22 protein-coding genes and 1 other RNA gene are annotated in these 25,569 nt (G+C 58.9%); 12 read left to right on the forward strand and 11 right to left on the reverse strand.

Annotated elements, in window-relative coordinates:
* Positions 1-97: 97 nt before the first annotated feature.
* Together nth and LZG00_01330 are read left to right on the forward strand one after the other, a co-directional pair.
* Entirely contained in the window at positions 98-742 is a 645-nt protein-coding gene (gene nth / locus LZG00_01325) for an endonuclease III (GenBank protein ID MCF3592637.1), read from the forward strand.
* Positions 739-1,722 (forward strand): adenosine kinase, encoded by a 984-nt coding sequence (locus tag LZG00_01330; GenBank protein MCF3592638.1) that lies wholly within the window; start codon positions 739-741, stop codon positions 1,720-1,722. Before nth ends, LZG00_01330 begins: the two co-directional genes overlap by 4 nt.
* Before the next feature lie 246 nt (positions 1,723-1,968).
* On the opposite strand, the gene LZG00_01335 is transcribed toward LZG00_01330, so the two are convergent.
* Positions 1,969-3,009, reverse strand: a complete 1,041-nt coding sequence (locus LZG00_01335; protein ID MCF3592639.1) for a histone deacetylase family protein — start codon at positions 3,007-3,009, stop codon at positions 1,969-1,971.
* A gap of 27 nt (positions 3,010-3,036) precedes the next feature.
* The gene (locus LZG00_01340; protein MCF3592640.1) at positions 3,037-3,705 is read right to left on the reverse strand and encodes a TetR/AcrR family transcriptional regulator; all 669 of its coding nucleotides are present in this window, start codon (positions 3,703-3,705) and stop codon (positions 3,037-3,039) included.
* Positions 3,706-3,889: 184 nt separating this feature from the next.
* Between LZG00_01340 and LZG00_01345 the strand changes: the two genes are divergently transcribed.
* From LZG00_01345 to LZG00_01365, 5 genes are read left to right on the forward strand one after another with little or no spacing between them, the layout of a single operon-like run.
* Positions 3,890-4,915, forward strand: a complete 1,026-nt coding sequence (locus LZG00_01345) for a C4-dicarboxylate TRAP transporter substrate-binding protein (protein MCF3592641.1) — start codon at positions 3,890-3,892, stop codon at positions 4,913-4,915.
* A gap of 30 nt (positions 4,916-4,945) precedes the next feature.
* Entirely contained in the window at positions 4,946-5,464 is a 519-nt protein-coding gene (locus LZG00_01350) for a TRAP transporter small permease (GenBank protein MCF3592642.1), read from the forward strand.
* A complete protein-coding gene (locus LZG00_01355) occupies positions 5,461-6,771 on the forward strand; it encodes a TRAP transporter large permease (GenBank protein ID MCF3592643.1) in 1,311 nt (436 codons plus the stop codon). The genes LZG00_01350 and LZG00_01355 overlap by 4 nt, the downstream gene beginning before the upstream one ends.
* Before the next feature lie 37 nt (positions 6,772-6,808).
* Positions 6,809-7,285 carry a hypothetical protein gene (locus LZG00_01360; GenBank protein MCF3592644.1) on the forward strand — a complete coding sequence of 159 codons (477 nt, stop codon included), beginning with the start codon at positions 6,809-6,811 and terminating at the stop codon, positions 7,283-7,285.
* Positions 7,275-8,885 carry an acyl--CoA ligase gene (locus LZG00_01365; GenBank protein MCF3592645.1) on the forward strand — a complete coding sequence of 537 codons (1,611 nt, stop codon included), beginning with the start codon at positions 7,275-7,277 and terminating at the stop codon, positions 8,883-8,885. Before LZG00_01360 ends, LZG00_01365 begins: the two co-directional genes overlap by 11 nt.
* Positions 8,886-9,039: 154 nt before the next feature.
* On the opposite strand, the gene ffs is transcribed toward LZG00_01365, so the two are convergent.
* Positions 9,040-9,138, reverse strand: an RNA gene (gene ffs, locus LZG00_01370) — signal recognition particle sRNA small type.
* 47 nt (positions 9,139-9,185) lie between these two features.
* Positions 9,186-11,066: a bifunctional 2',3'-cyclic-nucleotide 2'-phosphodiesterase/3'-nucleotidase gene (locus LZG00_01375; protein ID MCF3592646.1), complete on the reverse strand. Its 1,881-nt coding sequence runs from the start codon at positions 11,064-11,066 to the stop codon at positions 9,186-9,188.
* 338 nt (positions 11,067-11,404) lie between these two features.
* Here LZG00_01375 and nudC point away from each other — a divergent pair, with 338 nt between their 5' ends.
* Together nudC and LZG00_01385 are read left to right on the forward strand one after the other, a co-directional pair.
* A complete protein-coding gene (gene nudC, locus LZG00_01380; protein ID MCF3592647.1) occupies positions 11,405-12,376 on the forward strand; it encodes an NAD(+) diphosphatase in 972 nt (323 codons plus the stop codon).
* 55 nt (positions 12,377-12,431) lie between these two features.
* Entirely contained in the window at positions 12,432-12,899 is a 468-nt protein-coding gene (locus tag LZG00_01385; protein MCF3592648.1) for an SRPBCC family protein, read from the forward strand.
* A 161-nt stretch (positions 12,900-13,060) separates the two neighbouring features.
* Here the strand turns inward: LZG00_01385 and gyrB are convergent, their stop codons facing one another.
* Complete coding sequence (gene gyrB, locus LZG00_01390) at positions 13,061-15,478, reverse strand: DNA topoisomerase (ATP-hydrolyzing) subunit B (GenBank protein ID MCF3592649.1); 2,418 nt, start codon at positions 15,476-15,478, stop codon at positions 13,061-13,063.
* Between the two features lie 152 nt (positions 15,479-15,630).
* On the opposite strand from gyrB, the gene LZG00_01395 reads away from it, so the two are divergent.
* On the forward strand, positions 15,631-16,065 hold the full coding sequence (locus tag LZG00_01395; GenBank protein MCF3592650.1) for a hypothetical protein: 435 nt from the start codon (positions 15,631-15,633) through the stop codon (positions 16,063-16,065).
* On the opposite strand, the gene recF is transcribed toward LZG00_01395, so the two are convergent.
* From recF to mutM, 6 genes are all read right to left on the reverse strand, one after another.
* Positions 16,045-17,145: a DNA replication/repair protein RecF gene (gene recF / locus LZG00_01400; GenBank protein MCF3592651.1), complete on the reverse strand. Its 1,101-nt coding sequence runs from the start codon at positions 17,143-17,145 to the stop codon at positions 16,045-16,047. The genes LZG00_01395 and recF overlap by 21 nt on opposite strands.
* Before the next feature lie 109 nt (positions 17,146-17,254).
* The gene (dnaN, locus tag LZG00_01405) at positions 17,255-18,373 is read right to left on the reverse strand and encodes a DNA polymerase III subunit beta (GenBank protein MCF3592652.1); all 1,119 of its coding nucleotides are present in this window, start codon (positions 18,371-18,373) and stop codon (positions 17,255-17,257) included.
* 209 nt (positions 18,374-18,582) lie between these two features.
* Positions 18,583-19,962, reverse strand: a complete 1,380-nt coding sequence (gene dnaA / locus LZG00_01410) for a chromosomal replication initiator protein DnaA (protein ID MCF3592653.1) — start codon at positions 19,960-19,962, stop codon at positions 18,583-18,585.
* A gap of 526 nt (positions 19,963-20,488) precedes the next feature.
* Positions 20,489-20,752, reverse strand: a complete 264-nt coding sequence (rpsT, locus tag LZG00_01415; protein MCF3592654.1) for a 30S ribosomal protein S20 — start codon at positions 20,750-20,752, stop codon at positions 20,489-20,491.
* A gap of 676 nt (positions 20,753-21,428) precedes the next feature.
* Positions 21,429-22,205, reverse strand: coding sequence for an enoyl-CoA hydratase (locus LZG00_01420; GenBank protein ID MCF3592655.1), 777 nt, complete (start codon positions 22,203-22,205; stop codon positions 21,429-21,431).
* Between the two features lie 63 nt (positions 22,206-22,268).
* A complete protein-coding gene (gene mutM / locus LZG00_01425) occupies positions 22,269-23,120 on the reverse strand; it encodes a bifunctional DNA-formamidopyrimidine glycosylase/DNA-(apurinic or apyrimidinic site) lyase (GenBank protein ID MCF3592656.1) in 852 nt (283 codons plus the stop codon).
* A gap of 82 nt (positions 23,121-23,202) precedes the next feature.
* Between mutM and ubiE the strand changes: the two genes are divergently transcribed.
* Together ubiE and ubiB are read left to right on the forward strand one after the other, a co-directional pair.
* The gene (ubiE, locus tag LZG00_01430; protein MCF3592657.1) at positions 23,203-23,946 is read left to right on the forward strand and encodes a bifunctional demethylmenaquinone methyltransferase/2-methoxy-6-polyprenyl-1,4-benzoquinol methylase UbiE; all 744 of its coding nucleotides are present in this window, start codon (positions 23,203-23,205) and stop codon (positions 23,944-23,946) included.
* Positions 23,943-25,478 carry a 2-polyprenylphenol 6-hydroxylase gene (gene ubiB, locus LZG00_01435; protein MCF3592658.1) on the forward strand — a complete coding sequence of 512 codons (1,536 nt, stop codon included), beginning with the start codon at positions 23,943-23,945 and terminating at the stop codon, positions 25,476-25,478. The genes ubiE and ubiB overlap by 4 nt, the downstream gene beginning before the upstream one ends.
* Positions 25,479-25,569 lie beyond the last annotated feature (91 nt).

Raw genomic sequence — 25,569 nt, forward strand, 5'->3', positions numbered from 1 at the left:
GGACGCCTTAACAGCGCGACCCGGTTATTGCGCAAAGTGCGAAATAGGCGATTAGCGGGCAGTTGCCAGCGCGGAAGCGGTGCGGCATAGGAGGGGTATGGCCAAACAGCTTGATTATCACACGATCCGCGAGATCTTTACCCGGTTTCAAACTGCCGAACCCGAGCCCAAGGGTGAGCTTGAGCATGTCAACGCCTACACGCTTGTCGTGGCTGTTGCGCTGAGTGCGCAGGCGACGGATGTGGGCGTGAACAGGGCGACGCGAGAACTCTTCAAGATAGCGGATACGCCGCAGAAGATGCTCGACTTGGGTGAGGACGGTGTCATCGCGCATATCAAGACCATCGGGCTTTTCCGCAACAAGGCCAAGAACGTGATCAAGATGGCGCGGATTCTGGTCGATGAATATGGTGGCGAGGTGCCCAATTCGCGCGCAGCCTTACAGGGGCTTCCCGGCGTTGGGCGCAAGACGGCGAATGTGGTTTTGAACATGTGGTGGGGCTATCCGGCGCAGGCGGTGGATACGCATATTTTCCGTGTCGGCAACCGTTCGGGCATTTGTCCGGGCAAGGATGTGGTGGCCGTGGAGCGGGCGATCGAGGATAATATTCCGGTTGATTTTCAACGCCATGCGCATCACTGGCTGATCCTGCATGGGCGCTATACCTGCGTGGCGCGAAAACCCAAATGCGCGGCCTGCCTGATCCGCGATCTCTGTGAATTTGAGGACAAGAACCTATGAGCAAGTACCAAGTGGTTGGTATTGGCAACGCCGTTGTCGATGTGATTTCAACCTGTGACGAGGCCTTTCTGACCCGCATGGGAATCGACAAGGGCGTGATGCAACTGATCGAGCGCGAGCGCGGTGAATTCCTCTATGACAACATGGTGAATCGCACCCAAGCGCCGGGTGGCTCGGTGGCGAATTCGATTGCTGGCGTTGGCTCTCTCGGGTTGTCCACAGCCTTTATCGGGCGGGTGCAGGATGATGAGTTGGGTCGGTTTTACGCGGATGGAATGGCCGAGGACGGGACGGCTTTTGTCAATGATCCGGTGGCGGGGGGCGAGCTGCCGACGTCGCGCTCGATGATCTTTGTCAGCCCGGATGGTGAGCGCTCGATGAATACCTATCTGGGCATCTCGGCCGAGTTGGGGCCAGAAGATGTGGATGACGTGGTGGCGGGGCAGGCGGATATCCTGTTTCTGGAAGGATATCTGTTCGACAAGGACAAGGGAAAAGAGGCGTTTGCGGCTGCGGCGCGGGCCTGTCGGGCGGGCGGTGGACGGGCCGGAATCGCCCTGTCTGATCCGTTTTGCGTGGACCGGCATCGCGATGATTTCCGCAGGCTTGTCAAGGAGTTGGACTATGTCATTGGCAATAGCCACGAGTGGGAATCGCTCTATCAGACGGACCTGAGTTCGGCGCTGGAAATGGCGGCGAATGATGCGGGGATGGTGGTGTGTACGCGCTCGGGGCATGACGTGGTTCTGGTGCGCGGAGACGAACAAGTTGTGGTGCCGGTGACCGAAATCGTGCCGGTGGATGCCACAGGGGCCGGAGACCAGTTTGCCGCAGGGTTCCTCTATGGCTATGCGACGGGCCAACCCCTTGAAGTTTCGGGGAAAATGGGGTGTGTCGCGGCAGCGGAAGTGATCGGCCACTATGGCGCGCGACCCGAGCAAGACGTGATGACATTGTTTCGGGATGCGGGACTGCTCTGAGGCAGCGTCCGGGCAGGTTAACGGCGGGAATTCACCCAAAAAGAGGGGGGTGACTCCCGGCTGCCATATGGCTGCTGCTCGGCTGCCGTCCGACCGCGCGCGGATTAACCGTTTGTTAAGTTAATGCGCCGCGCGGCGGGTGATTTTTCTGCAAAGAACCCGGTGTCATGTGTCACGGTAAGGTGGCGGCATTCTGGCTGGTGTTTTTAACCGACCGGCCCGAGCCGCCGCCCCCGAAGTGCGCGATCAGAGCGGGCGCCCGCGACCCTGGCTGAAACCTCTCAGAAACGCAGCGAGTGTTTTGCCGAGGTCATCAATTGCATATCCGCCCTCCTGCACCAGAACGGTTGGCAGGCCCAGTTCGGCAATGCGTCGGCCAGCTTCGGTAAATCCTCTGAGAGTGATTGCGCCTTCTTGTTGGGGGTCGCCCTCGTAGGCGTCAAAACCGAGCGACACCAGGAGCAGCGGGGGCGCGAAGCCCTCGATGGCGGCCAGCCCTCGATCGAGTGCTTCCAGGAAGAGTTCGTCTCCGGCCAGTTTGGGCAGCGGCAGGTTCAGGTTGGCGCCTTCTCCAGCGCCGCGACCGGTCTCGTCAGCGTAGCCTACAAAGAAGGGGTAGGTTTCGTTGGGATCGGCATGTAGCGAGACGAATTGAACGTCGCCACGCTCGTAAAATATCTCCTGGGTGCCGTTGCCATGGTGGACATCGATATCCAGGATCGCGGTGCGGCCTTGCGCTTGGACCACATGCTCGGCGGCGATGGCCACATTGTTGAGATAGCAAAACCCGCCGGCAAGATCGGTGTCGGCATGATGGCCGGGGGGGCGGCAAATTGCATAGGCTTCCGGTGCGCCGTCGAGAACCTGTTGGGTGGCCTCAAGCGCGCATTGTGCGGCATCATATGCGGCGTCCCATGTGCCGGCATCCATTGGAACCGAGCCGCCCGAAAGATAATAGCCCACCTGACCCTGAATGGAGGCTGGCGCGCGACCGGTGGCGCGAATGCCGGTGCCGTGTGACGCGACATAGGGGCCGCGCAGGGCGAGCTCGTCAGTCCATCTTTGATAGGCTGTTTTCAGGAATTCGACATAACCGTCGTCATGGACCGCGAGGATCGGGGCGCTGCCAAAATCGCGCGGTGTGATAATCTCGTGACCGGCCTCTTGCGCCGCGGCGCGTAGATTTTCGGCTCGCGCGGGCAATTCAAGATTACCAATCAGTAACCCGCGGATGGCGATTTCCTGGGGGCTATGAGTGCTTTGTTTATCTGAATAGACAACGCGCATTAGGGTCGTTTCCTTGTCTTGTGGGTGTCATGGCATCAACAGATGCATCCGTAGCAGGGCGATCATTTCTTGATCGACTTCTGGATGGGTCTCGGTCGGGTATTGCGCCTTCATGTCGAGTATGGCGGTGATGTATTCGGCAATGATGCGACCGCGTAATTCGGGATTGGCCGGGCAAGGATCAGCACGCGCTTCCAGTAAGTCGGCGACCATACGTGCGGCGGTGCGGTTGCCTTCCTGGTCAAGCTCCCAAAGCTGGGGCGAAGCGTGCAGGGCCTGGCGTAGTGCGATTGAGCCGGATTGATCTGCGCGCAGCTTGGCCAAATGGATGATCGCGTCGCAAACTGTCGTGATCCAATCGGGTGCTTGTGCTGCCTTGGAAAACGCAATTTGCAGCATGGCTATGCGTTCGTTCATCTGGTTCTGGGTCAGCGTTTCGAGCAACTTGTGCTTGTTGGCAAAGTAGCTGTAGAGCGTGGCGACATTGACGTCGGCCTCTTCGGCGATGGCGCGCACGTTGAACGCTTCAAAGCCACCGCGCTCCATCACACGAATTGCGGCCTGTAGTATCGTATCGACCGTTTCGCGAGAGCGTTTCTGCTTTGGCAGGCGCCGTTTAGGCGCATCCAAAGGGTTGGCCCGCTTGTTTGGTTTCGCAGGAGGTGCGGTATCTGGATTTTCCGGGCGTTGGGTCAAATCGTCATCCTTTTTTGTCACCACGCCTGAATGCTTACCAGAGGTTGCGGGTATGTGCCCTCGATTTTCAGTGAGTTTAGGTAGGGCGATTCAAAATGTAAACAATTGCTTACATTTTGAAGAAAGATATATTACGGTTTGAGAGGCGGGGAAGGGGTTCCCGCGTTCAGGGAGAACACACAAGATGAAGAAAATTGCTTTTGCATCAAGCCTTTGGCTTATGGCCGCAGGCGCTGCCGCGGCGCAGGATTTGCCGACTGAAACGATTCGCTATGCCAATTTCATGCCTGCGGGATTCACGACATCGGTGATTGACCAGTTCGTCGTGGACGAGATCGCAAAGCGTACAGATGGCGCCGTCAAGATCGAGATTTTCCATGGTGGCGCTCTGGGTGGTCCCGGCGAAATGATCGAGCTGGTGGGCTCTGGCGCGGTTGATATCGGCAATTTCCCGGTCAGCTATTTCTTTAGCCAGTTTCCGGTGAGCAGCCTGAATGGTTCGATGCCAATGCTGTTCGAGACTGCGGCCGACACCGCCCAGTTGACGCGGGAGAGCTATGAGCAAATCGGAGAAATCAAAGCCGAGATGGATGCGGCCAACCTGCGTCCGTTCTTGTATCGCGGATTGCCGCAGTATCGCCTGGTCTGCACCAAACCTGTCGAGACGCTGGCGGATTTCGAAGGACTCAAAGTGCGCACCTATGGCACGTTCCACCCGATGTTGTTTCAGGCGTTCGGGGCCGTTCCTGTCAACATGGAGTTGGGTGAAACCTATGATGGCCTGCAACGCGGGACAGTCGATTGTGTTTACCTGAACTATCAGACAGCGTCGTTGTTCAAGCTCTTTGAGGTGGCAAAATACACTTCGGATGCGGAATTTGGCGCAACGCCGCTTTTTCTGACCTACCTGAACAAGGACACCTGGGAGAGCTGGTCGGAAGAGTTCCAGACGTTGTTCAACGAGGTCGTTGCCGAAGCTGAAACAAAGGCGAATGCAGAGATCGAGGCAGAAGAGGCCTCTGGTTTGCAGGTGCTTCTTGATAACGGTGTTCAGATGATCGCCTTCAAGGATCAGGCAAAGATGGAAGCAGAAGCGCCGGACTTTCTGGAGCTTTGGGTCGAGCGTGTGGCTGAGGCGGGCAAGCCTGAGGCCGGGCGTGAGCATGCTGATTTCATCAAGCGGCGCGTCAAAGAATTGGCGGGTGAGTAAGATGAGCGCGCCCAGTCGGGATGTGATCTGATGAGCGCGGCGCTTGCGCGGCTGGGTACCGGTCTGTGGTGGCTTAGTGCCGCTACAGGCTGGGTGGCATTGGCCTTTATGGCTGCTGCCGGGGCTGTTGATGTTGTGGGTACGGCGATGTTTGACAAGCCGTTGCAAGGCACCTTCGAGATGTCTGAACAGGCGCTTGCGGCGGTGATCTTTCTGGGCTTGTTACATACGCAGATCAACCAGACGCATATCGTTGTCGATCTCTTTACCGAGCGGTTGAGGGGACGCGCAGCACAGCTTTCAAAGGCTTTTGCGCTTAGCGCTACGGCGCTGGCGCTTGGGCTGATCGCGGTTCAGACGTGGCCGCAATTCACGGCGAGCTTTGCAATCAACGAGCAAGCGCCGGGCGCGCTCAGCTTCCCGATCTGGCCGGTCAAGGGGTTGGTCAGTATCGGTGCGTTGGCGGCAATGGCGGTGGCGGTTGTGCAGGCGGTGATTGCCTGGATCCGGCTGTTTGCGCCTTCTATTGAGAATGGAACACAATCATGAGCCCGGTTGAGCTTGGCATGATGGCGATTGCCGCCACATTGGTGTTATCGCTGGTGGGTGTTCCGATTGGCATTTCGATGATCCTGACCGCTTGCGGTGGCATGTTGGCCACCATCGGCGAGCGGTTCATGTGGTCGACGCTGAAATCGCTGCCCTATGATTTCGCCTCGCAATACACGTTTGTCGTGGTGCCGATGTTCGTTCTGATGGGCGTGGTGTCGGCCAAGGCCAACATTATTCAGGAACTTTATACCTCTGCCGCCAAATGGATGGGCGGGATGCGCGGCGGGCTTTATGGGGCGACGGTGTTCGCTTCGGCAGGCTTCTCGGCGATTTCCGGCTCGACGGTTGTGAACTCGTCGGTGTTCGGCAAGGTCGCGTTGCCCGAGATGCTGCGCCACGGCTGTCACAAGGGGTTCAGTGCGGCCTCAATCGCAGCCGCAGGAACGCTGGCGGGGCTGATCCCGCCGTCGCTGAGTTTTGTGGTCTATGGCATCCTGACCGGCGAATCCATTGGCCGGTTGCTGATGGCGGGGATCGTGCCGGGGATCATCACTGCGGTTGTCTATATCATCGTGATCATGATCATGATGCGGGTGAGGCCCGATTATGCCCCGAAAACGTTGCGGGATTATTCACTGGGTGAAAAGCTGCGCTCTCTTACCTCGGTCTGGCCCATTCTGATTTTGGCGACCCTGGTGATTGGCGGCATCTATCTGGGCTTCATGCCGCCGTCGGCTGCGGGGGCCGTTGGGGCTGCGGGAGCGATCATTCTGGCGCTGGCGCGCCGCTCGATCAGTGCGCGTGATCTCTCGCAATCGTTCCATGAAACCATGATGATCACCGGGACATTGTTTCTGGTGGTGATGGGGGGGCTTCTGCTCAGCCGCTTTTTCGTGATCAGCGGGTTCATTCGCGAGTTGACCGATTTGATTGCGGCGATGGACCTGAGCGTGCTGGAATTCGTGGCGATTGTTGTCTGCCTCTATCTGGTTTTGGGCATGTTCATCGACCCGCTGTCGATGGTCGTTGTGACATTGCCGATCCTCTATCCACTGTCCAAGGAGTTGGGCATGGACGGGATCTGGTTTGCGGTGATCATCGTCAAACTGGTCGAGATTTCCGTTATCACGCCGCCTGTCGGGTTAAACCTGTTTGCGGTGATGGCCGCCTCGGAAACCAAGATATCGGCACGTGAAATCTATGTCGGCATTCTGCCTTTCGTTCTGGCCGAGGCGGTGATCCTGATCATCCTCGTGGCCTTTCCGATCCTTTCCACATGGTTGCCGACGCAGATGATCGGCTGACCAATCCTCCACTTCAATTCTTTGCTAGGAATATCTCATGACCTTCCAAACTACTCAGATCAGCTTTGCTGAGCTTCCCACGCTTGTCGGCAAGACCGCCTATGTCTCTGACTGGATGGCGGTAGATCGTGAGCATCTGCAGATGTTTGCCAAGAGCTGTTATCTGGAGCCCGAAAACGTCGATATGAGTTTCAGCAAGAACAACGCCTTTGGCTCAGATCTCGTTGATGGGTTCCTTCTGTTGTCGATGCTGGTTTTCTGGAACTTCAAGGACTTCCCGATGAAGAGCGACCGGGCCTGGGGTCTGAATTATGGGCTGAACCGCGTGCGTTGGATCACGCCCGTCATGGTGGGCGACAAGGTTCAGGCGGAATGCAAGGTGGTGACGATGGAGCCGCGCGGCGATGGCTGGCTTGGTGTGCTTGATGTGACCGTGACCAAAGAAGGTGCCGAGCGCCCGGCGATGACCGCGGAATGGCTCTGCCTGTTCAAGGAGGGTGATCTTGACCAGTAACGCCCCCAGCCCCGCAACCGGCACAATCCCCCGGCTGGACCGGATTACCGATTATGTCACCTATTGGGCAAGCGAGACGCCCGACGCTCCGGCCTATCGCTTTGACGGCGAGACGCAGAGCTATGTCGAATTGTCCGCCTCGGTGGATCGTTGGGCGCGCGCGATGCTGGCCTGTGGTATCGGCCCCGGTGATCGTGTGGCGATGCTGTCGACCCCGCGACCGGAATTTTTCATCTCGTTCCTTGCCGCCACGTCGATCGGGGCGGTCTGGGTCGGGCTGAACCCGAAATATACCGAGGCAGAAATCGCCCGCCCGCTGGCCGATGCCACGCCATCTCTGGTGATTTCATTGCACAGCTTTGAGGGGGTGAATCTGACCGAGACGCTGTCGGATGCGGTGCGCGTGGCCAAGGTTTCGCCATCGCTCGTGGTGTTCGGTGGGCAAGCGTCGGGTTTCGAAGACGTTGAGGCTTTCCTGAGTAAGGGCGATGGCGTTTCGACCGTGACGTTGCAGGCCGCACGCGATGCGGTTGGGCGCGACGATGCGGCGCTGATTGTCTATACTTCGGGCTCTACGGGTGTGCCCAAGGGCGCGATGCTGGCCCATCGTGGGTTGTGTCATGGCTATCCGGTGCAAAGTGCGCATTTCGGGCTGATAGGGGCTTCGATCCTGTGCAACCTGCCGATCAACCATATCGGCTGTGTCGGTGATCTGAGCTGTGGTCCTTTGGTGGCGGGCGGCACATTGGTGTTTATGGAGCGGTTTGATCCGCAGGCCATTCTTGATGCGGTTGTCGCGGGCGAAATTGATTGTCTTTTGGGCGTGCCGACAATCTTGCAAATCATCTCGGAACTGCCCGGTTTCGAGGAGGCGGATTTCAGCCAAATGCGGTTGGTGTGCTGGGGTGGCGCGGCGCTGGCGACCAATGTTCTGGCGCGGTACCGAGCCAAGGGATGTCCGTTGGGATTGACCTATGGCATGTCTGAATTGCCCGGTTCGATCACCATGTCGGCTCTGAACGCAGATGACCGCGAGCTTACGCAGACCGTCGGCCGCCCGGTGGAGCCATTGGATATCCGGCTGATCAAGGATGACGGAAGCATCTGTGCCATCGACGAGGAAGGCGAGGTTTGTCTTCGTCATGAGAGCTTGTTGTTGGGGTATTACAACCGCGAAGATGCCACGCGCGAAGCCTATGATGACGAGGGATACTTTCGCACCGGTGATGTGGGTGTGATGGAGCCGCAGGGCACCATCCGTCTGGTTGGGCGAAAGAAAGAGATGTTCAAGTCGGGCGGATACAATGTCTATCCGCGCGAAATCGAAATGGTTCTGGAATCCCATCCGTCGATTGCCACCGCCGCCGTGGTGGCCGTGTCTGATGCCAAATGGCAAGAAGTTGGTTGGGCGTTTGTCCTTGCGCCCGGATGTAGCGATCCTGATGTGTTGCAGGCCGAGTTGAACCAGTTGTGCCAGGCGCAATTGGCCAACTATAAACGGCCCAAGCGCATCGTTGTGCGGGCTGAATTACCGATGCTGCCAATCGGCAAGGTCGACAAGGTTCGCTTGAAGCAAGAGGCGGGGGCTGCGGCGTTCTGACCCGAGGCATTCATGCGCAGGCCTCCGGTTTTGACGCTGGCGGTGGTCTATCAGGCGCAACGATTGGTTTGAATCCGAGCGTGCAACCGCGAAAACGAACAAAGCCCCTGCAATGCAGGGGCCAGTTACGAGTTCAACTGGTATTCCGGGGATTGGGTGAGAGGCTGGACAACGACCCAAGCGGGGCTCGTTACGGTTGCTTCCTTCCGGACCTGGCCGGGTTGGCGAGGCGCCTGCCCGCGCCAACCTCTCAGGGGGTGATATAAGCCGGGCGAATTGGATTCGCAAGGTGAGGCTTGCTCAGAGCGTGATTTCGAACCGGGCAAAGCCTTTGGGGGTATCGCCGAGGTCTTGGAGAGGGGGCAGCACCGGGTCATCGAGATAGGCGCGGGCCTGGGGTGCGGTATCGAACCAGGCGGTCGCGCCTTGCATTGGCGCGAATGACCAGACCCGTTGTACAGTCCGCCTGAGAGGGCTGGAACGGCGGATGAAATCGAGCAGGATGCTGCGGCTCGACAAAGGGGCCTCGTAAACGATTTCCGGTGATGGGCTGTTGTCGGGTGCGAACAGATCAAGACCGATGCCGTAGGCGCGAAAGCTGTTGGTGGCGAGCAGGAATTCATCGTTGTCGTGAACCGGACGCCCCTGCCAGCGGAGGTTGCGGATACGGCGGGCCTGTGGGTTGGCGAGGGTGAACTTGGCGTTGAAGCGAGGCGGTTTTGAAAGGTCGATCTCGTAGGTCAGGCCGCAGATCACTTCAAACTGATACCCCGGAAAATGTTCGTTGAGCAGAGGGGTGTTGGCGGTCTGACCCGGCGTGATCTGGTTGAACAGGCTGGCGCTGTGTTCGAGCCAATCGCACAGGCGGGCACCCGAGAGATGCAGGGCGCAGAGCGTGTTGGGGTAGTAATAGAGATCGGCCAGACTTCGGCGGGTCAATGGGCCGACGGGGATGTGGGTATAATGCTGCGGGCCTGATCGGCGTCCGGTCTTGAGCGGTGCGGCGGAGGAGAGGATCGGCAGGCCGTCGAGCGCAGTATTCTTGATTGCGTAGGCGAGGTAATCACTCTGAGCTTCGGCCACCAGTTGCACCGCCGCGTCATTGGCAACCAGCGAGAAGAAACTGTGCAGCGACGTCGCGGTTTCACCGGCGGGTTGCCGGATATGGCGCAGTGTGGCGCGGTGGTCTTCTTCGGTTGTGGTGAGCAGGTTTGGATCTTCGGAAGTGGTGTGGATCATCTGCCCGTTGGCGTCGCGGCGCGAGAGCGGCAACGCCTTGGCGCGCGAACCGGTCAGTCGCCACGCGCCGGTGCCATCGCGGGCAAGATCGAGATCGAGTTGACCCAGATGATTGCCCCAGAAGCCCGGCATCAATACCGGCTTGCCATGGATCAACCCGCGTACAGCGTCGATGGCGGGGTGTGTTGGCGCGGCGCAGGAGGGAAAAACCATGTGGGTGTGGCCGCCCAGCACGACATCGACATCATCGAGCGCGGCCAAGGCGATCAGAGCGTTTTCCGCATTTTGGGCCGGGGCCTTGGGGTCGATCCCGCTGTGGGCCAGAACGATCACCAAATCGGCGCCCGACGCACGGGCAAGAGCGGCCTGTTCGCGAACGGATTGCACCATGTCAGTGACGGTGAAACGCCCCGAAAGGCTATGATCCCAAGCTAGGGATTGTGGCGGCAGACAGCCGATAACAGCAATGGTGATGTCACAAGGCTTGCCGTTCTTGTCGGTCAATTCGCGATTGAGGCGGATGAAGGGATTGAAAATCGGGCCGCCCGTATCATCCGTGTTGACCGCGTCAAGAAAATTGGCCGAAACGATTGGGAAGCTGGCCTTTTCCAGCGTATCAAACAGGAAATCCGCGCCGTGATTGAAATCATGGTTGCCGATGGTCGCGGCGTCATAGTCGAGCGTATTCATCGCGGCGATCATTGGGTGCGTTGCGTCGCAGCGATCATGCGCGCGCTCGGCGGCGAAATCGCAGACCGGCGAGCCTTGGAGGAAATCACCACAGTCAAACAGCAGGCTATTGGCAGCTTGGGCACGGGCGGTGCGGATCAGCGTTGCCGTGCGCGACAAGCCCATCACGTGGCTCGGCTCGTCCGCGAGGTAATCAAAGCCACGCAGGGCGCCGTGCAGGTTGCTGGTTTGCAGTATCCGCAAACGAAGCATGTTGAGCGTTCTCGGGCTGGGCGCCTGGCCGGGGACAAAACTGAGGTCGTTCAAAACTCTGCAAACCCCCTGAAACCGTGAGATTGATGGCCGCTGATGAACTGGGCAGCCCGCAAATGGCTATTCGAGGTTAAAAGGAGGATAAAGAAATCACAAGAATTGAGGGAGTTACGAAAACTATGATCAATTTTAAGTAGATTTACGGTCACAGTCGGCGGTGGCGGTTTTGCTGCGCGGGGCGGGCGTGGGGAGCGAGAGGGCGAAGCGCGGATTGTTCCTTGCGAAGAAAAATGCGACAGGAAAAGATGCAGGGTCGGTGAAATGGGCGAGAGGCAACAATGAAGATTGCAGAGACGGTAACCTTCGGAGGGTCCGGGCTGGACCGTGCAGCGCATATTCGTGGTGATGCGGCGGCTTTAGAGGCGGCAAAGCGTGACGCGGGGGCGCAGAGCCTTGTGCTTTGGCGCGGCAAGCCGCTTTTGCGCGGGGACGGCAGGACGCAGCTTGTGAAGCTGAAAATGGGTCACGCGTTGTTTGGTGAAACCAAGGTGCCGCCGATTTTCCTGGGACTTGAGGAGGAGAACACGCCGATCTTTGCCCATGATGTTTCGGGTTGGGAGCCAGAGGCGCTGAACCGCGAAGAGATGGGCGTCTTTGTTGATCAGACGGAACAGCAGCACCCGTTGGGCCCCGAGGACGCTGCATTTTGTGAGTTGCGTGGCGTGATGGCGCGGCTGGGTGCGCGCGATGCCGAGCTGATTGTGACGGCAAAGGCGATGTTCAGCTGGCATCGCTCGCACCGATTCTGTGCCAAATGCGGCACCCGCAGCGAGATGATTCTGGCCGGGTGGCAACGCCAGTGTCCGAAATGCAACGCGCAGCATTTTCCGCGCACCGACCCGGTGGTGATCATGCTGATCACGCGGGGGAACCGGGTGTTGATGGGGCGCAGCCCAGGTTGGCCCGAGGGGATGTTTTCGCTCTTGGCGGGGTTTGTAGAGCCGGGCGAGACCATCGAGGGGGCGGTACGGCGCGAGGTGATGGAAGAGTCGGGAATCCGGGTCGGGCCGGTCAGCTTTCTGTCGGATCAGCCCTGGCCCTATCCCAGTTCGCTGATGATCGGCTGCCGGGGCGAGGCATTGAACGAAGATATCGTGATCGACCCCACTGAGATTGAAGACGCAGCGTGGTTCACGCGCGAGGAAATCACCGATGCATTTGCCGGAAATAACCCCAGGCTGAAGCCTGCGAGAAAGGGAGCAATTGCGCATTTTCTCTTGTGGAACTGGCTTGCAGATCGTCTAGACTAGGGCGAGGCCCGAAGTGGCAGTGTGAAACCAAAGAAAACTGACGAGCAGGAAGCGCATGCAATTCACGACACGCGAAGATATCGAGGCGCCGATCGAGTATGTTTTCGGCGTTGTTTCGGATTTTGAAGGCTTTCAACGCCAGGCGATGCGGCGCGGCGCCGAAGTGGCACGCTGTGACGATCTGAGCGCGCCCGGTGCGGGCATGCGTTGGGACGCGGCGTTTCCGTTTCGCGGCAAGCGTCGGGAAATCAAGATCGAAATGGTGGACTATATCCCGCCCAATCAGATGGTGTTTGCGAGCCAGATGACGGGGATGTCGGGGGTATTGTCGATGGACCTTCTGGCGCTGTCGCGGGGGCGCACGCGGTTGGACATGACGATCGAGATGAAGCCGCAAAGCCTGTCGGCGAAGCTTTTGGTCCAGTCAATGAAGCTTGCGCGGAGCAGTCTGAACAAGCGTTTCAAGGTGCGGGTGGCGGAATTTGCCAAGACCACCGAGGACCGGTTTCAGCGAACAGTTTGAACATGGCGGATGACATTCGGCTTGCCGACTAAAGCTGTCGCTTTGGCGCGCTGAGTTCTGTGTGAACACCCTGTGGAGGCGACAAGCGATTGCAACACATCGCTTTCGCGGCGCGAAGATATATGCGCGCCGCGAAAGCGTATTTTCCACGATACAGCGCGCTAGAAATCGAGGTTCTCGACGCTGAGCGCGTTTTGTTGGATGAATTCGCGGCGTGGTTCGACCACATCGCCCATCAGCTTGGTGAAGAGATCGTCGGCTTCTGCGGTGTCGTCGATCTTGACCTGCAGGAAGGTGCGCGCATCGGGGTCGAGCGTGGTTTCCCAGAGCTGATCCGGGTTCATTTCGCCCAAGCCCTTGTAGCGTTGCAGGGTCAGGCCCTTTTCGCCCTCTTGCAGGATTGCGTTGAGAAGATCGAGGGGACCCTGAATCAGCTGTTCACGCTCCTTGCGCGTGAGGCGGGCGGTGGTGGTGTAGACCTCTTGCAGCGACTTGGTAAAGCTGCCAGTCTTGCGGGCTTCGCCAGAGCGTAGCATCGGGCCGTCGAGCGTGCGCACCTCTTCGACGCCGCGCAGGATGCGGGCGAGGCGGATGCCGTGATCCTGGGTGATGCGACCCTGCCAACCCTTTTCATACTCCAGCGCAATGAGGTTGAGACGTTCCGCAACCTTGTCGGCCACGCCTTGCAGGTCGGTGTCAATTGCGCCGGGCACGAAGGCACCGGCAATCGCTGCCTGTTCGAGAATATGGTGCGGATAGTGGGTGGGAAAGGCTTCGAGGACGCGGCGGAGTTGGCGGGCTTCGTCAACCACGCGGGCGAGATCCTGCCCGGCCATTTCGGAGCCGTTGCCGAGCTTGAGAACGGCGCCGTCGATGCCTTGCTGAATGAGGTAATTGTCCATCTCGGCTTGGTCTTTGAGGTAAACCTCGGACTTGCCGCGCGACACTTTGTAGAGCGGCGGTTGAGCGATGTAGAGATAGCCGCCTTCGATCAGTTCGGGCATCTGGCGATAGAAGAATGTGAGCAGAAGGGTGCGGATATGGGCGCCGTCGACGTCGGCGTCGGTCATGATGACGATCTTGTGGTAGCGCAGCTTGGAGATGTCGAATTCATCGCGCCCGATGCCTGTGCCAAGCGCCATGACCATGTTGCCGATTTCCTGGCTGCCCAGCATCCGGTCAAAACGCGCGCGCTCGACGTTGAGGATCTTACCCTTGAGCGGCAGAATCGCTTGGGTCTTGCGGTCACGTCCTGTTTGGGCCGAGCCTCCGGCGCTATCACCCTCGACGAGGTAGAGTTCGGTATTGGCGGGATCCTTGTCGGAACAATCCTTGAGCTTGGAGCTGAGGAAGTTCATGTCCATCGGGTTTTTGCGACGGGTGAGGTCGCGGGCCTTGCGGGCCGCTTCGCGCGCGAGGGCCGCTTCGACGATCTTGCCGACGATGATCTTGGCTTCGTTGGGGTTTTCTTCGAACCACTCGGAAAGCTTTTCGTTTACCAGACCTTCTACCGCTGGGCGGACTTCGGAGCTGACCAGTTTGTCTTTGGTTTGTGAGGAGAACTTCGGGTCGGGCACCTTGACCGAGAGCACACAAGAGAGGCCTTCGCGCGCGTCATCGCCGGTGAAGGTGACCTTCTCCTTCTTGGCGATACCGCTTTCCTGAGCGTATTTGCCGATGGTGCGGGTGAGGGCGCCACGGAAACCGGCCATATGGGTCCCGCCGTCACGCTGGGGAATGTTGTTGGTAAAGGGCAGAACGGTTTCGTGATAGCTGTCGTTCCACCACATAGCGACTTCGACGACGATATCGTCACGCTCGCCGGTGATATAGATCGGCTCGGGCATCATCGGGGTTTTGTGACGGTCGACGTATTTGACGAATTCCTTGACGCCGCCCTCGTAAAAAAGTTCGGATTTCAGCGGCTCGGCCGGGCGCTCATCAGTGAGGATGATACGGACGCCGGAATTGAGGAAGGCCAGCTCGCGCAGGCGCTTTTCAAGCGTTTCGAATTGGTAGTCGAGGTTCGAGAAGGTATCGAGCGACGCGAGGAAGCGCACCTCGGTGCCTTTGCGGCCGTTGGCATCGCCGACGACGCGCAGGTGTTCGGACGTTTCGCCATGTTCGAATTTGGCGTAGTGCTCTTTGCCATCGCGCCAGATGCGCAGCTCAAGCCAGACGGAGAGCGCGTTGACCACCGAAACACCAACGCCGTGCAGGCCGCCGGAGACCTTGTAGGAGTTGGAGTCGAATTTGCCGCCAGCGTGCAGCTGGGTCATGATGACCTCGGCGGCGGAAACGCCTTCTTCGTCGTGGATTCCGACCGGAATCCCGCGGCCATTGTCAGAGACGGAAACGCTTGAATCCGCATGGATTGTGACGCTGACATGATCGGCGTGACCGGCCAATGCCTCGTCAATGCCGTTGTCGACGACTTCATAGACCATATGGTGCAGGCCCGAGCCGTCATCGGTGTCACCGATATACATGCCGGGACGCTTGCGAACGGCCTCTAACCCTCTGAGAACCTTGATAGAATCGGCACCGTATTCGGGGGATGTTAATTCGTTATCTGACATGCTCGCGGCTTTGCTGTTTTTGTTGGCATTTTATACGATTTTCAGGCGGGAATGTCACGCGCGCACGCCACAATTTCTGGGGTTGGCGCAGAAATCAAATGCAACGGAAAATCCTTTGATCTGCCACAGTTTTTCCCCGCTTGGAGTGCAGAATGAAGGCCACCATGGGAGTGCGCCAAATGATGGCGCGACAGAGCGATAAGGGGCATGTCATGTTGACAAAAATTCTGGCACGGCGCGCGGCCTCGCGGGCGATGCGGATCAAGACGAATGCGCAGAACGAAGAGTTGACGAGCCGAATGGAGCAGATGGGGCAGGCGTTGCGGGTGCGTGACGATACGCTGTGGAATCCGTTTGAAGTGATTGCGACCATTTTCCTGATCATCTTTGCGTTCGGGTTTCTGTTGGGACGGAGCCATTACCTTTTCGTGGTTGAATTGTTTTCCCCAGTCATTGTGATCGGTGCTCTGATCTTGGTCTTTCAGACCGTCAAACGCTGGCGCGGTGGGAGTTTCGGGCTTTTGGTGTGGTCTCTGTTTCGCGGGCGTAGACGGAGCCGTCGCAGATCAGAGCGGGCGCAGCACTGAGGTGCCATCGGTTTCGGTGACTTCCAGATGCTGGGCGCGTTCGCCCAGTTCATCAAACAGTTCAGGGCCGGTGCCTGTCATCCACGCCTGAGCGCCGAGCGCGCAGATTTCGTTATAGAGGGCGGCGCGGCGGGACGCGTCGAGATGGGCGGCGACCTCGTCAAGTAGCAGGATCGGTGATGCGCCGAATTCGCGCGCCAGAGCGCGGGCATTGGCAAGGATGAGCGAGACCAACAGCGCCTTTTGCTCGCCGGTGGAACAATCGCGGGCAGGCACGCCCTTGGCGGCGTAGACGCCATAAAGGTCAGTGCGATGCGGCCCGACAAGGGCGCGCCCGGCGGCGAGGTCGCGAAACCGGGATTCAGCCAGGGCCTCGATCAGGTCGGTCTTGGTTTCAGGCATGGTGCCTTCGCTCTGCATGAGGTCGAGATCGGCGGTGGGAAAGGCAGTTTCGGCTTCCTTCTGGGCTTGTTGAAGTTGCGCCAGGGCGGCGACACGATTGTCGTGGATGGCGGCGCCAGAGGCTGCCATCTGGGCTTCGAGCGCGCCATACCAGTGCGGATCGCGCACCTGATCCTTCAAGAGGCGGTTACGTTCGCGCATGGCCTTTTCATAGGTCAGGGAAAGTTCGGCGTGATCGGGAAAGAAACTGAGCGTCATGCGATCGAGAAAACGGCGGCGGCCTTCTGCGCCTTCGATCCAGAGCCGATCCATCGCCGGAACCAGCCAGAGGATGCGGGCGACGCGGCCAAGCGCGGTTTGCGGTGTGGGTTTGCTGTCGATCCTGACCTGACGCGCGGTGCCGGATTCGGACCAGATTTCGATCTCGTGAGCCTGGTGCAGGCTTTGCAAGATGCCGGTCAGCTTCCAACCCAGCGCTTCGGGGCGGCGCGACATATCGAGCGCAGCGGCGCGGCGCAGGCCGCGTCCGGGGGAGAACAGCGAGACCGCTTCGAGAATGTTGGTTTTGCCCGCGCCATTGGGGCCATAAATCGCCACGGGCCGCGCATCGCATTCGATCAGCGCGTGTTTGTGCGAGCGAAAATGCGACAGGGAAAGGTGTGTGAGCGCGAGAGTCATGTCGCCAGTGCCGGAGTGGGGGCCAGCCCCCACACGTAGGTTTGAGTGGGGGCCAGCCCCCACACCCCCGGGATATTTCGGGCAAGATGAAGCGGCGGGTTTATCTGGATCAGACACGCATCGGCATGACGACATAAATGGCGGAGGTGTCGTTACCTTCGCGCATCAGCGTCGGATCGCCGGCGGAGTTGAACATGAAGACGGCGTTCTCGCGATCAACCTGGCTGGCAATTTCCAGAAGGTATTTGGCGTTGAAGCCGATTTCGAGCCGCTCATCGCCGTAAGCCACGGCAAGTTCTTCTTCGGCCGCGCCACTGTCAGGGGCATTGACCGAGAGCGTGAGCTTGTCTTCTTCGAGTGACAGTTTGACCGCGCGCGAACGTTCTGATGACACTGTGGCGACCCTGTCGACGGCTTTGGCAAACTCGGCAGCGTCAACTTCGAGGCGGCGAGTGTTGCCCGAGGGAATGACGCGCGTGTAGTCGGGAAAGGTGCCGTCAATCACCTTGGACGTCAGGGTGATCTCGGGGGTGGCGAAGCGCACCTTGGTTTCTGAAACCGAGACGGCGATCTTCGTGTCGTCATTGTCGAGAAGCTTGCGCAATTCGCCCACGGTCTTGCGCGGAACGATTACGCCGGGCATGTCGGCGGCACCTTCGGGCAGATCGGCATCAATCCGGGCCAGACGGTGGCCATCGGTGGCCACGCAGCGCAGCACGCGGCCGCCGTCGGATTCGGACACATGCATGTAGACGCCATTGAGGTAATAGCGTGTTTCCTCGGTGGAAATAGCGAATTTCGACTTGTCAAAAAGCCGCCGGAGCATGGGGGCGGGTGCGGTAAAATTCGAGCTGTATTCCGAGCTTGCCATTACCGGGAAATCTTCCTTGGGCAGGGTGGCAAGGTTGAAGTGGGACCGACCGGCTTCGACAGTGAGGCGCCCCGAGGTGCCATCATCGGCCAGTGTGACAAGCGCGCCGTCGGGCAGTTTGCGCACGATCTCGTGCAGCATCACGGCGGACACCGTGGTGGCACCGGCGCGTTCGACCTGGGCGGGAGCCTTGTCGACCACTTCGATATCAAGGTCGGTGGCGCGAAAATGCACATCTGAGCCTTCGGCTTCGATCAGGACGTTGGCGAGGATCGGGATTGTGTTGCGCCGCTCAACGACCGATTGCGCCTGGGCGATGGCCTTCAGCAACACGCTGCGTTCAATGCTGAGTTTCATGCCTCTCACTCCTGATCGTCTGGCCTGATCGTCTGGTCTGGACCACTGGGCCGGGATGGGCACCCTAGCGGGTTCCACCTTTGGCACAAGTGCTTTTTGAGTGTTTTCGGGCGGAACGTGCGGGACGTCAAGGGGGCTCGTCTGCCTTTACGGGCGCGTTCGGGCCGTCTTGCGACCGGGATGCCGGGCGCGTCCCGCCGCGATTGGTGTCAGGCTTCGAGTTGGCGGCGCAGAAGTTCGAGATCTTCTTCGATCTGGGCATCCTGAGCGCGCAGTTCTTCGATGCGGCGCACACCGTGCATTACGGTGGTGTGATCACGCCCGCCAAAGTGACGCCCGATTTCGGGGAGTGAGCGCGACGTAAGCTGTTTACACAGATACATTGCAACCTGTCGGGGGCGGGCGAAATTGCGCACCCGTTTGGGGCCGACCATTTCGGCCAACCGGATATTATAGTGCCGGGCAACCTGTTTCTGGATCTCTTCGATGCTGATCTTGCGTTCGGAGGCGCGCAGGATGTCGGCGAGGCAATCCTGGGCAAGTTCCAACGTGATCTCGCGACCGACAAGCGACGCGAAGGCGAAGAGCCGGGTCAGCGCGCCTTCGAGCACGCGGACGTTGGTACTGATCCGATGGGCAAGAAATTCGAGCACGCCATCGGCCAGGGCGAGTGTGGGATATTGCTCGCGCTGGGTGACGACCTTGGATTGCAGGATGCCGAGGCGCAATTCGTAGTCAGTGGGATGCAGATCTACCACGAGACCACATTGCAGGCGGCTCTTGATGCGGTTTTCGAGATCCTTGATTTCGCCCGGCGCGCGATCGCCGGAAATGACGATCTGGCGGTTCTGATCTACCAACGCGTTGAATGTATGGAAGAATTCTTCCTGGGTGCTGTCTTTGCCCGCGATGAATTGCACATCATCAACCATCAGGACATCGACCGAGCGGAAGAGTTCCTTGAAATCCATCATCCGGCGTTCGCGCAGGGCCTGCACGAAGCGGTACATGAATTGTTCGGCGGATAGATAAAGCACGTTGAGATCAGGGCGGCGGGTTGTCAGCTCATGTGCGATGGCGTGCATCAGGTGGGTCTTGCCCAGGCCGACGCCGCCGTAAAGGAAGAGCGGATTGAACGTGGTCGGGCCGCCTTCGGCGACGCGTTTGGCTGCGGCGTGTGCCAGCTCGTTGGGTTTGCCGACCACGAAGCTTTCGAAAGTAAAGCGCGGATCGAGCGGAGCGGCGGGCAGAAGATCATCGCGGGCTGTTGTGGTGGCCTGAACAGGCGCCGCAGCGGATGCGGTGCGCGTGGCGGGTTTGGCGGCAGGTTTGGGTGAGGCGGCGGAGGAGGCGGGCACATCGAACCGGACGCGACGCACATCGACGCCGGCATTGGACAGTTGGTAGAGGATCACCTCGCCGAAGTTCTGGCGGACATAGTTGCCAACAAAGCTGGTCGGGACATGGAACGTGGCGACGCCATCGCTGAGGGTGTCAAATTCGAGAGGTTCAATCCAGGTCTTGAAGTTGTTCGTGCCGATGGTTTCCAAAAGAGCTTGTTGAACCTGCCCCCATTGATCCTGCGTCATTTTATCCCCGATCCGCATTCATTGCTTCAAACACTACGTCACTCACACTCAACCGGCTGCAATCCCGGCTGGAACCCTCGTTTCCGGATCAAGAACAACACTTCATGGCACTGCCAAGGCGGCAATGCGCAGAATTGTCCGATCAGGACCGGCTTACACGACCTCTGCAATCTCGTTTGTCGCGACCGATTTCCACCCCTGGGATCGGCTGCGCGGTCTTGCAGAACCGCAAACATTCTATTTGGACAAGGCAGCGCCGGAGTTCCGGCATGCGACTACTAATTCATCCCGAATGGATCGAGATTGGCAGTGGTCAGTTCAGGTCTTGTCCCCCCAAGTCAAAGCGACTCGCAGGGACGAAATTAGCAACAGCCAGCGGCCCTGGGCAACGAAACTTCGCGCTTGACTCGGATATTTCATACAAAGAATCTCGGAACCCCTTATGGGTCAACGAAATAAGGGGTAAGCGCAAAAAGGGGCGCTCTTGCAGGAGCGCCCCTTTTTAGGAATTTATCCGAGAATCGGTTTAGGCGAGGGCTTTGACGCGGGCCGAGAGGCGCGACATTTTGCGCGCTGCCGTGTTCTTGTGGAAGATGCCTTTGCTGACGCCGCGCATCAATTCGGGCTGAGCGTCGCGCAGGGCGCTTTGGGCTGCGCTCTTGTCGCCCGAGGCGATGGCTTCTTCAACCTTGCGGATAAAGGTACGAATGCGCGAACGGCGCGCTTTGTTGATGGCGAAACGTTGCTCGTTCTGGCGAGCGCGTTTTTTGGCTTGGGGCGAATTTGCCATGGGTGGCCCTTTCTAGTTCGGTTCAAACGGTTTCGCACGTAGATACCCGAACGGGCCAACCCCGATAGATCGGGGGCTGATTCTTGCCAAAGCGGGCATCACGCGCATGTCTGGACGCTTGATACCGATCTGGCCGGGAATTGCAATTGAGAATGTGAAGCGGTGGGCGGAATGGTGTCGCAGGGTGACGCCCCGGAAATGAAAGGCAGGAACCCTCGCACTTTCCACGTGTGTGTATTCTCTCATCAGTTGAATTGACTCGTGCCTCCATCCCGGCAAACGTGATCTCGTGCCACATTCAAATACCTGCGCTTGAGATTGGCATGTGTGCCTTTTCTTCTTTGTAAACAGATTGTGACGGGTGAGTGATGGGTGGAAATGGTGATAATCACGGTGAGATAGCGCGCCGGGTGCAGGGCATTCTTGAAGAGCTGGATCCCGAGCGGCGGCTGGCATTGTCACGCCAACTCCGCTCTGAAATGTGGGATTTGGTGAGCGCAGAAGACCGCGCGCGCCTTCTCGAGGGGAAGATTGAGATTTCCCCGGACGGGCTCAGGCTGAGACAAGTGAAGTAACGCAGGATTTCGGCGGCCAGGGGCATTATAGGAAAAGCGCCCGGTCTCGGGAGAGACGTCGGGCGCTTTTGTATCGTTCAAAGCTGCGCGGGTGGCAGGTTTTAGCGATCGCGGAATTGGGCTTCGCGTTTTTCCATGAAGGCGGACATGCCTTCCTTCTGGTCCTCGGTAGCGAAGAGCGAATGGAACACACGACGCTCAAAGAGCAGTCCTTCGCGCAGCGTGGTTTCGTAGGATCGGTTTACCGATTCTTTGACAGCCATGACCGTGATCATGCTTTTCTCGGCAATCTTGGCCGCGGCGCCCATAGCTTCTTCCATCAGCTTCTTGGCAGGCACCACGCGCGATACCAGCCCGGCGCGTTCGGCCTCTTCCGCATCCATGAAGCGCCCGGTGAGGTTCATGTCCATTGCCTTGGACTTGCCGATGAGACGAGTCAGGCGCTGGGTGCCGCCAAGGCCCGCCATGACGCCGAGATTGATCTCGGGCTGGCCGAATTTGGCGGTGTCTGCGGCGATCAGGAAATCGCAAAGCATTGCCAATTCGCATCCGCCGCCAAGGGCATAGCCCGCTACGGCGCCGATGATCGGCTTGCGCACGCGTTGGATTGCGTCGGTTTCGGGTGTGAAGAGATCATCCAGGAAGACGTCGGTGAAGCTTTTCTCGCTCATCATCTTGATGTCGGCGCCGGCGGCGAAGGCCTTGTCCGAACCGGTGAGAACGATGCAGCGCACCTTGTCGTTTTTCTGGGCCTCGGTCATCGCCTGTGCCAGCTCGGTGAGGAGTTGGTCATTGAGCGCGTTGAGCGCATCAGGGCGATTGAGTTTGATGAGGCAGATGTGGTCTTCTATGTCGACGATGATCGTCTCAAAGGCCATTGTGCTAGCTTTCGGCTGTTTCGCTGAAGCCGATTTCTTACCATTGTGGGCGTGTGGATCAAGCTATCTTTGGCATTGCGGACAGTGAAAACTTGATCTTCCAGATTGTACCGTGCGCCGAATCGTTTCGTTGCAGCCGGGAGAACGGCAGGGTGCGCCCTCGCGTCCGTAGACATCGAAACTGTGCTGGAAATAGCCCAATTCGCCGCTGGCCTGGCGGAAATCCTTGAGGCTGGAGCCTCCGGCGGCGATGGCCTCGTTCAGCACCGTGCGGATGATGGGAACAAGGCTGGCCACGCGCGCAGTGCTGATACGGGCGGCCTTGCGGGTTGGCGCAATATGGGCGCGAAAGAGGGCTTCGCAGACATAGATATTGCCCAAGCCTGCAACGGTCCTCTGATCCAGAAGCGCGGATTTTACGGGCGTATTCTTGCCGCTGAGCGCCGCGACCAGATAGGGCTCGTCAAAGCTGTTTCCCAACGGCTCGGGGCCGAGTTTGGCAAGCAACGGGTGGGCATCGGCGCTGGCGGTTGGCAAGAGATCCATTGCGCCGAAGCGGCGGGGATCGTTGAAGGTAATCCGCGCACCGTTGTCCATATCAAGCACGACGTGATCGTGCTTTTCGGCGGTGGGGTGATTGTCGACAAATTGCCCTAGAGGATCGCCCGAAACCGTCATGCGGCCCGACATGCCAAGATGAATGAGCAGGGATTCGCCGCCATCAAGATCGGCAAGGATGTATTTTGAACGCCGGCGCAGGCGTTCAACGCTGCGCCCGGTGAGTCGATTGGCGAAATCAACAGGGAAGGGCCAGCGCAGATCGGGGCGGTTGACCTGTGCGCGCATGATACGCGCGCCTTCCATTGACGGGGCAAGGCCACGGCGGACGGTTTCAACCTCGGGCAGTTCTGGCATCGTGGCTTCCGGTCATTGCAGCGCATTGTGTGCATGTAGCACCCGATATAGAGAGGACGTTGGAACCGGTAAGGCAAGACACATGAGCGAAAAAACCACGCATTTCGGATTTCAGGACATCCCCGAGGCTGAAAAGGCCGGGCGGGTGCAGGGCGTTTTCGGCTCGGTCGCGTCGAAATATGATGTAATGAACGACGCGATGAGCCTTGGAATTCATCGGATCTGGAAAGATGCGATGATGGATTGGCTGGCACCGCGTCCGGGGCAAAAGCTTTTGGATGTGGCGGGGGGGACCGGCGATATCTCGTTTCGGTTTCTTGATCGCGCGGGCCATGGGCATGCCACGGTGCTGGATCTGACCGAACCGATGCTGATCGAAGGGCGCAAACGGGCCGAGGCGGATCAGAAGGCCGAAAGCCTTGATTGGGTGGTGGGCGACGCCATGGCGTTGCCGTTTGCCGATAACAGCTTTGATGTTTACACGATCAGTTTTGGCATTCGCAATGTGACGCGGCCACAGGATGCGCTGAACGAGGCGTTTCGCGTGTTGCGCCCCGGTGGGCGGCTGATGGTGCTGGAGTTCAGCCAGATCCCTAACGATCTGATGCAGAAGGTCTATGATCTCTATAGTTTCAACGTCATTCCCAAGCTTGGGAAGATGATTGCGAATGACCATGACAGCTATCAATATCTTGTTGAATCCATTCGCAAGTTTCCCGATCAGGAGACGTTTTTGGGCATGGTGAAAGAGGCGGGTTTTGAGCAGGCGAAATACCGCAACCTGAGCATGGGCATTGCCTGTCTGCATTCGGGCTGGAAGCTGTGAGAGGACCGCATAATATCATCCGTTTGATCCGCACCGGTGCGACGTTGGAGCGGACCGGGGCAATGAAGGTTGTGCTTGATGCGTTTGACGCGCCCAAGCTGATGCGGGTGGTGCTGCGCGGGCTGGTCTGGCCGTTTCAATGGTTGGGTGAAAAGGGCGACCCTGCGATGGCGCCCGCGACGCGCGCGCTTAACGCGTTGGGGCCAGCCTATATCAAATTCGGCCAGATCCTGAGCACGCGCCCCGACGTGGTGGGCCATGATCTGGCGGTCCAGCTTCGCGTGTTGCAAGACAAGCTGCCGCCGTTCTCGACCGCGTTGGCCAAGGCCGAAGTGCGCGGCGCAAGTGGTCAGGAAGTTGACGAGATTTTCGATGAATTTTCAGACGCGGTTGCGGCGGCGTCGATTGCGCAGGTGCATCGCGCCCGGTTGCGCGAAACGGGTGAGGAAGTTGCCGTCAAGGTGCTGCGCCCCGGTATCGAGCGGGCGTTTCAGCGCGATATTGATGCATTTTATTTTGCCGCCGATGTGATCGAATTTCTTAGCCCGGCCTCGCGGCGGTTGAGGCCGCGCGATGTGATCACCCATTTTGAGGGCGTGGTGAAGGGCGAGCTTGATCTGCGGCTGGAGGCGTCATCAGCCAGCGAATTTGCCGCCAATACGGCGGGTGACGCAGGTTTTCGCCTGCCGGAAATCAAATGGGCCCATTCCAACCGTCGGGTCATGACGATGAGTTGGGCCGAGGGGCTGCCGTTGGGCGACAATGAGGCGCTTGAGGCGGCTGGCCATGATTTGCATGCTTTGGGCGAGCGCGTCTTGCAGCTGTTTTTGAACCATGCGCTGCGGGATGGGTTTTTCCATGCCGATATGCATCAGGGAAACCTGAAAGTGGCGGCCAATGGGGATATCCTTGCTTATGATTTCGGGATCATGGGCTATATTGATGAATACACCCGTCGGGTTTACGCCGAGATCCTTTTTGGATTTATCCAGCGTGACTATAAGCGCGTGGCAGAGGTACACTTCGAGGCCGGTTATGTGCCCGCCGATCGCGATGTCGAGGAGTTTGCCCGTGCGCTGCGCGCCGTGGGAGAGCCGATTTTCGGGATGAATGCCAGCCAGCTTTCGATGGGGAAGCTTTTGAGCTATCTATTTGAAGTTACCGAACGTTTCGGAATGGAAACCCGCACCGAGCTGATCCTGTTGCAGCGCACGATGGTGGTGGTCGAGGGGGTGGCGCGATCGCTCTCACCACAGCTCAATATCTGGGATGTGGCCAAGCCGATTGTCGCGGATTACATCAAGGGTTCGCTGGGGCCGCGGGCGGTGTTGCGCGACCTGACCAAAGCCGCGCAGGTATTGGCGCGGTTTGGTCCGCGGTTGCCGGGCCTTATCGAGGCGATGCTGATCCGGCAAAGCGGGCTTGAGGCGCCAAAGAAACGCAGCGCGCGGCGCTGGCGGGGCGTGGCGCTCTGGGTGGTCTCGGGGGGTGCCGTGGGGGCCGCCATAACGGCCATTTTAATGACGATCTGACGGAGTTACAGCACAGTTGCCGGATGATATCTTGACCGATCCGTCGCGCCCAAAGATAGCGGGCGCAGCGCGGGCAGGCAATATTGAGACA

This window comes from Rhodobacteraceae bacterium LMO-JJ12 (genome assembly GCA_021555075.1).
Classification (GTDB): Bacteria; Pseudomonadota; Alphaproteobacteria; order Rhodobacterales; family Rhodobacteraceae; genus JAKGBX01.

What these genes read in the sequence shown, in the direction of transcription:
- rpsT (MCF3592654.1), bottom strand. Translation starts at nt 20,752, where the DNA reads ATGGCAAATTCGCCCCAAGCCAAAAAACGCGCTCGCCAGAACGAGCAA.
- LZG00_01360 (MCF3592644.1), top strand. Translation starts at nt 6,809, where the DNA reads ATGACCTTCCAAACTACTCAGATCAGCTTTGCTGAGCTTCCCACGCTT.
- LZG00_01330 (MCF3592638.1), top strand. Translation starts at nt 739, where the DNA reads ATGAGCAAGTACCAAGTGGTTGGTATTGGCAACGCCGTTGTCGATGTG.
- dnaN (MCF3592652.1), bottom strand. Translation starts at nt 18,373, where the DNA reads ATGAAACTCAGCATTGAACGCAGCGTGTTGCTGAAGGCCATCGCCCAG.
- ubiE (MCF3592657.1), top strand. Translation starts at nt 23,203, where the DNA reads ATGAGCGAAAAAACCACGCATTTCGGATTTCAGGACATCCCCGAGGCT.
- LZG00_01345 (MCF3592641.1), top strand. Translation starts at nt 3,890, where the DNA reads ATGAAGAAAATTGCTTTTGCATCAAGCCTTTGGCTTATGGCCGCAGGC.
- gyrB (MCF3592649.1), bottom strand. Translation starts at nt 15,478, where the DNA reads ATGTCAGATAACGAATTAACATCCCCCGAATACGGTGCCGATTCTATC.
- LZG00_01385 (MCF3592648.1), top strand. Translation starts at nt 12,432, where the DNA reads ATGCAATTCACGACACGCGAAGATATCGAGGCGCCGATCGAGTATGTT.
- recF (MCF3592651.1), bottom strand. Translation starts at nt 17,145, where the DNA reads ATGACTCTCGCGCTCACACACCTTTCCCTGTCGCATTTTCGCTCGCAC.
- LZG00_01395 (MCF3592650.1), top strand. Translation starts at nt 15,631, where the DNA reads ATGAAGGCCACCATGGGAGTGCGCCAAATGATGGCGCGACAGAGCGAT.
- LZG00_01375 (MCF3592646.1), bottom strand. Translation starts at nt 11,066, where the DNA reads ATGCTTCGTTTGCGGATACTGCAAACCAGCAACCTGCACGGCGCCCTG.
- LZG00_01355 (MCF3592643.1), top strand. Translation starts at nt 5,461, where the DNA reads ATGAGCCCGGTTGAGCTTGGCATGATGGCGATTGCCGCCACATTGGTG.
- dnaA (MCF3592653.1), bottom strand. Translation starts at nt 19,962, where the DNA reads ATGACGCAGGATCAATGGGGGCAGGTTCAACAAGCTCTTTTGGAAACC.
- mutM (MCF3592656.1), bottom strand. Translation starts at nt 23,120, where the DNA reads ATGCCAGAACTGCCCGAGGTTGAAACCGTCCGCCGTGGCCTTGCCCCG.
- LZG00_01420 (MCF3592655.1), bottom strand. Translation starts at nt 22,205, where the DNA reads ATGGCCTTTGAGACGATCATCGTCGACATAGAAGACCACATCTGCCTC.
- LZG00_01350 (MCF3592642.1), top strand. Translation starts at nt 4,946, where the DNA reads ATGAGCGCGGCGCTTGCGCGGCTGGGTACCGGTCTGTGGTGGCTTAGT.
- nudC (MCF3592647.1), top strand. Translation starts at nt 11,405, where the DNA reads ATGAAGATTGCAGAGACGGTAACCTTCGGAGGGTCCGGGCTGGACCGT.
- LZG00_01335 (MCF3592639.1), bottom strand. Translation starts at nt 3,009, where the DNA reads ATGCGCGTTGTCTATTCAGATAAACAAAGCACTCATAGCCCCCAGGAA.
- nth (MCF3592637.1), top strand. Translation starts at nt 98, where the DNA reads ATGGCCAAACAGCTTGATTATCACACGATCCGCGAGATCTTTACCCGG.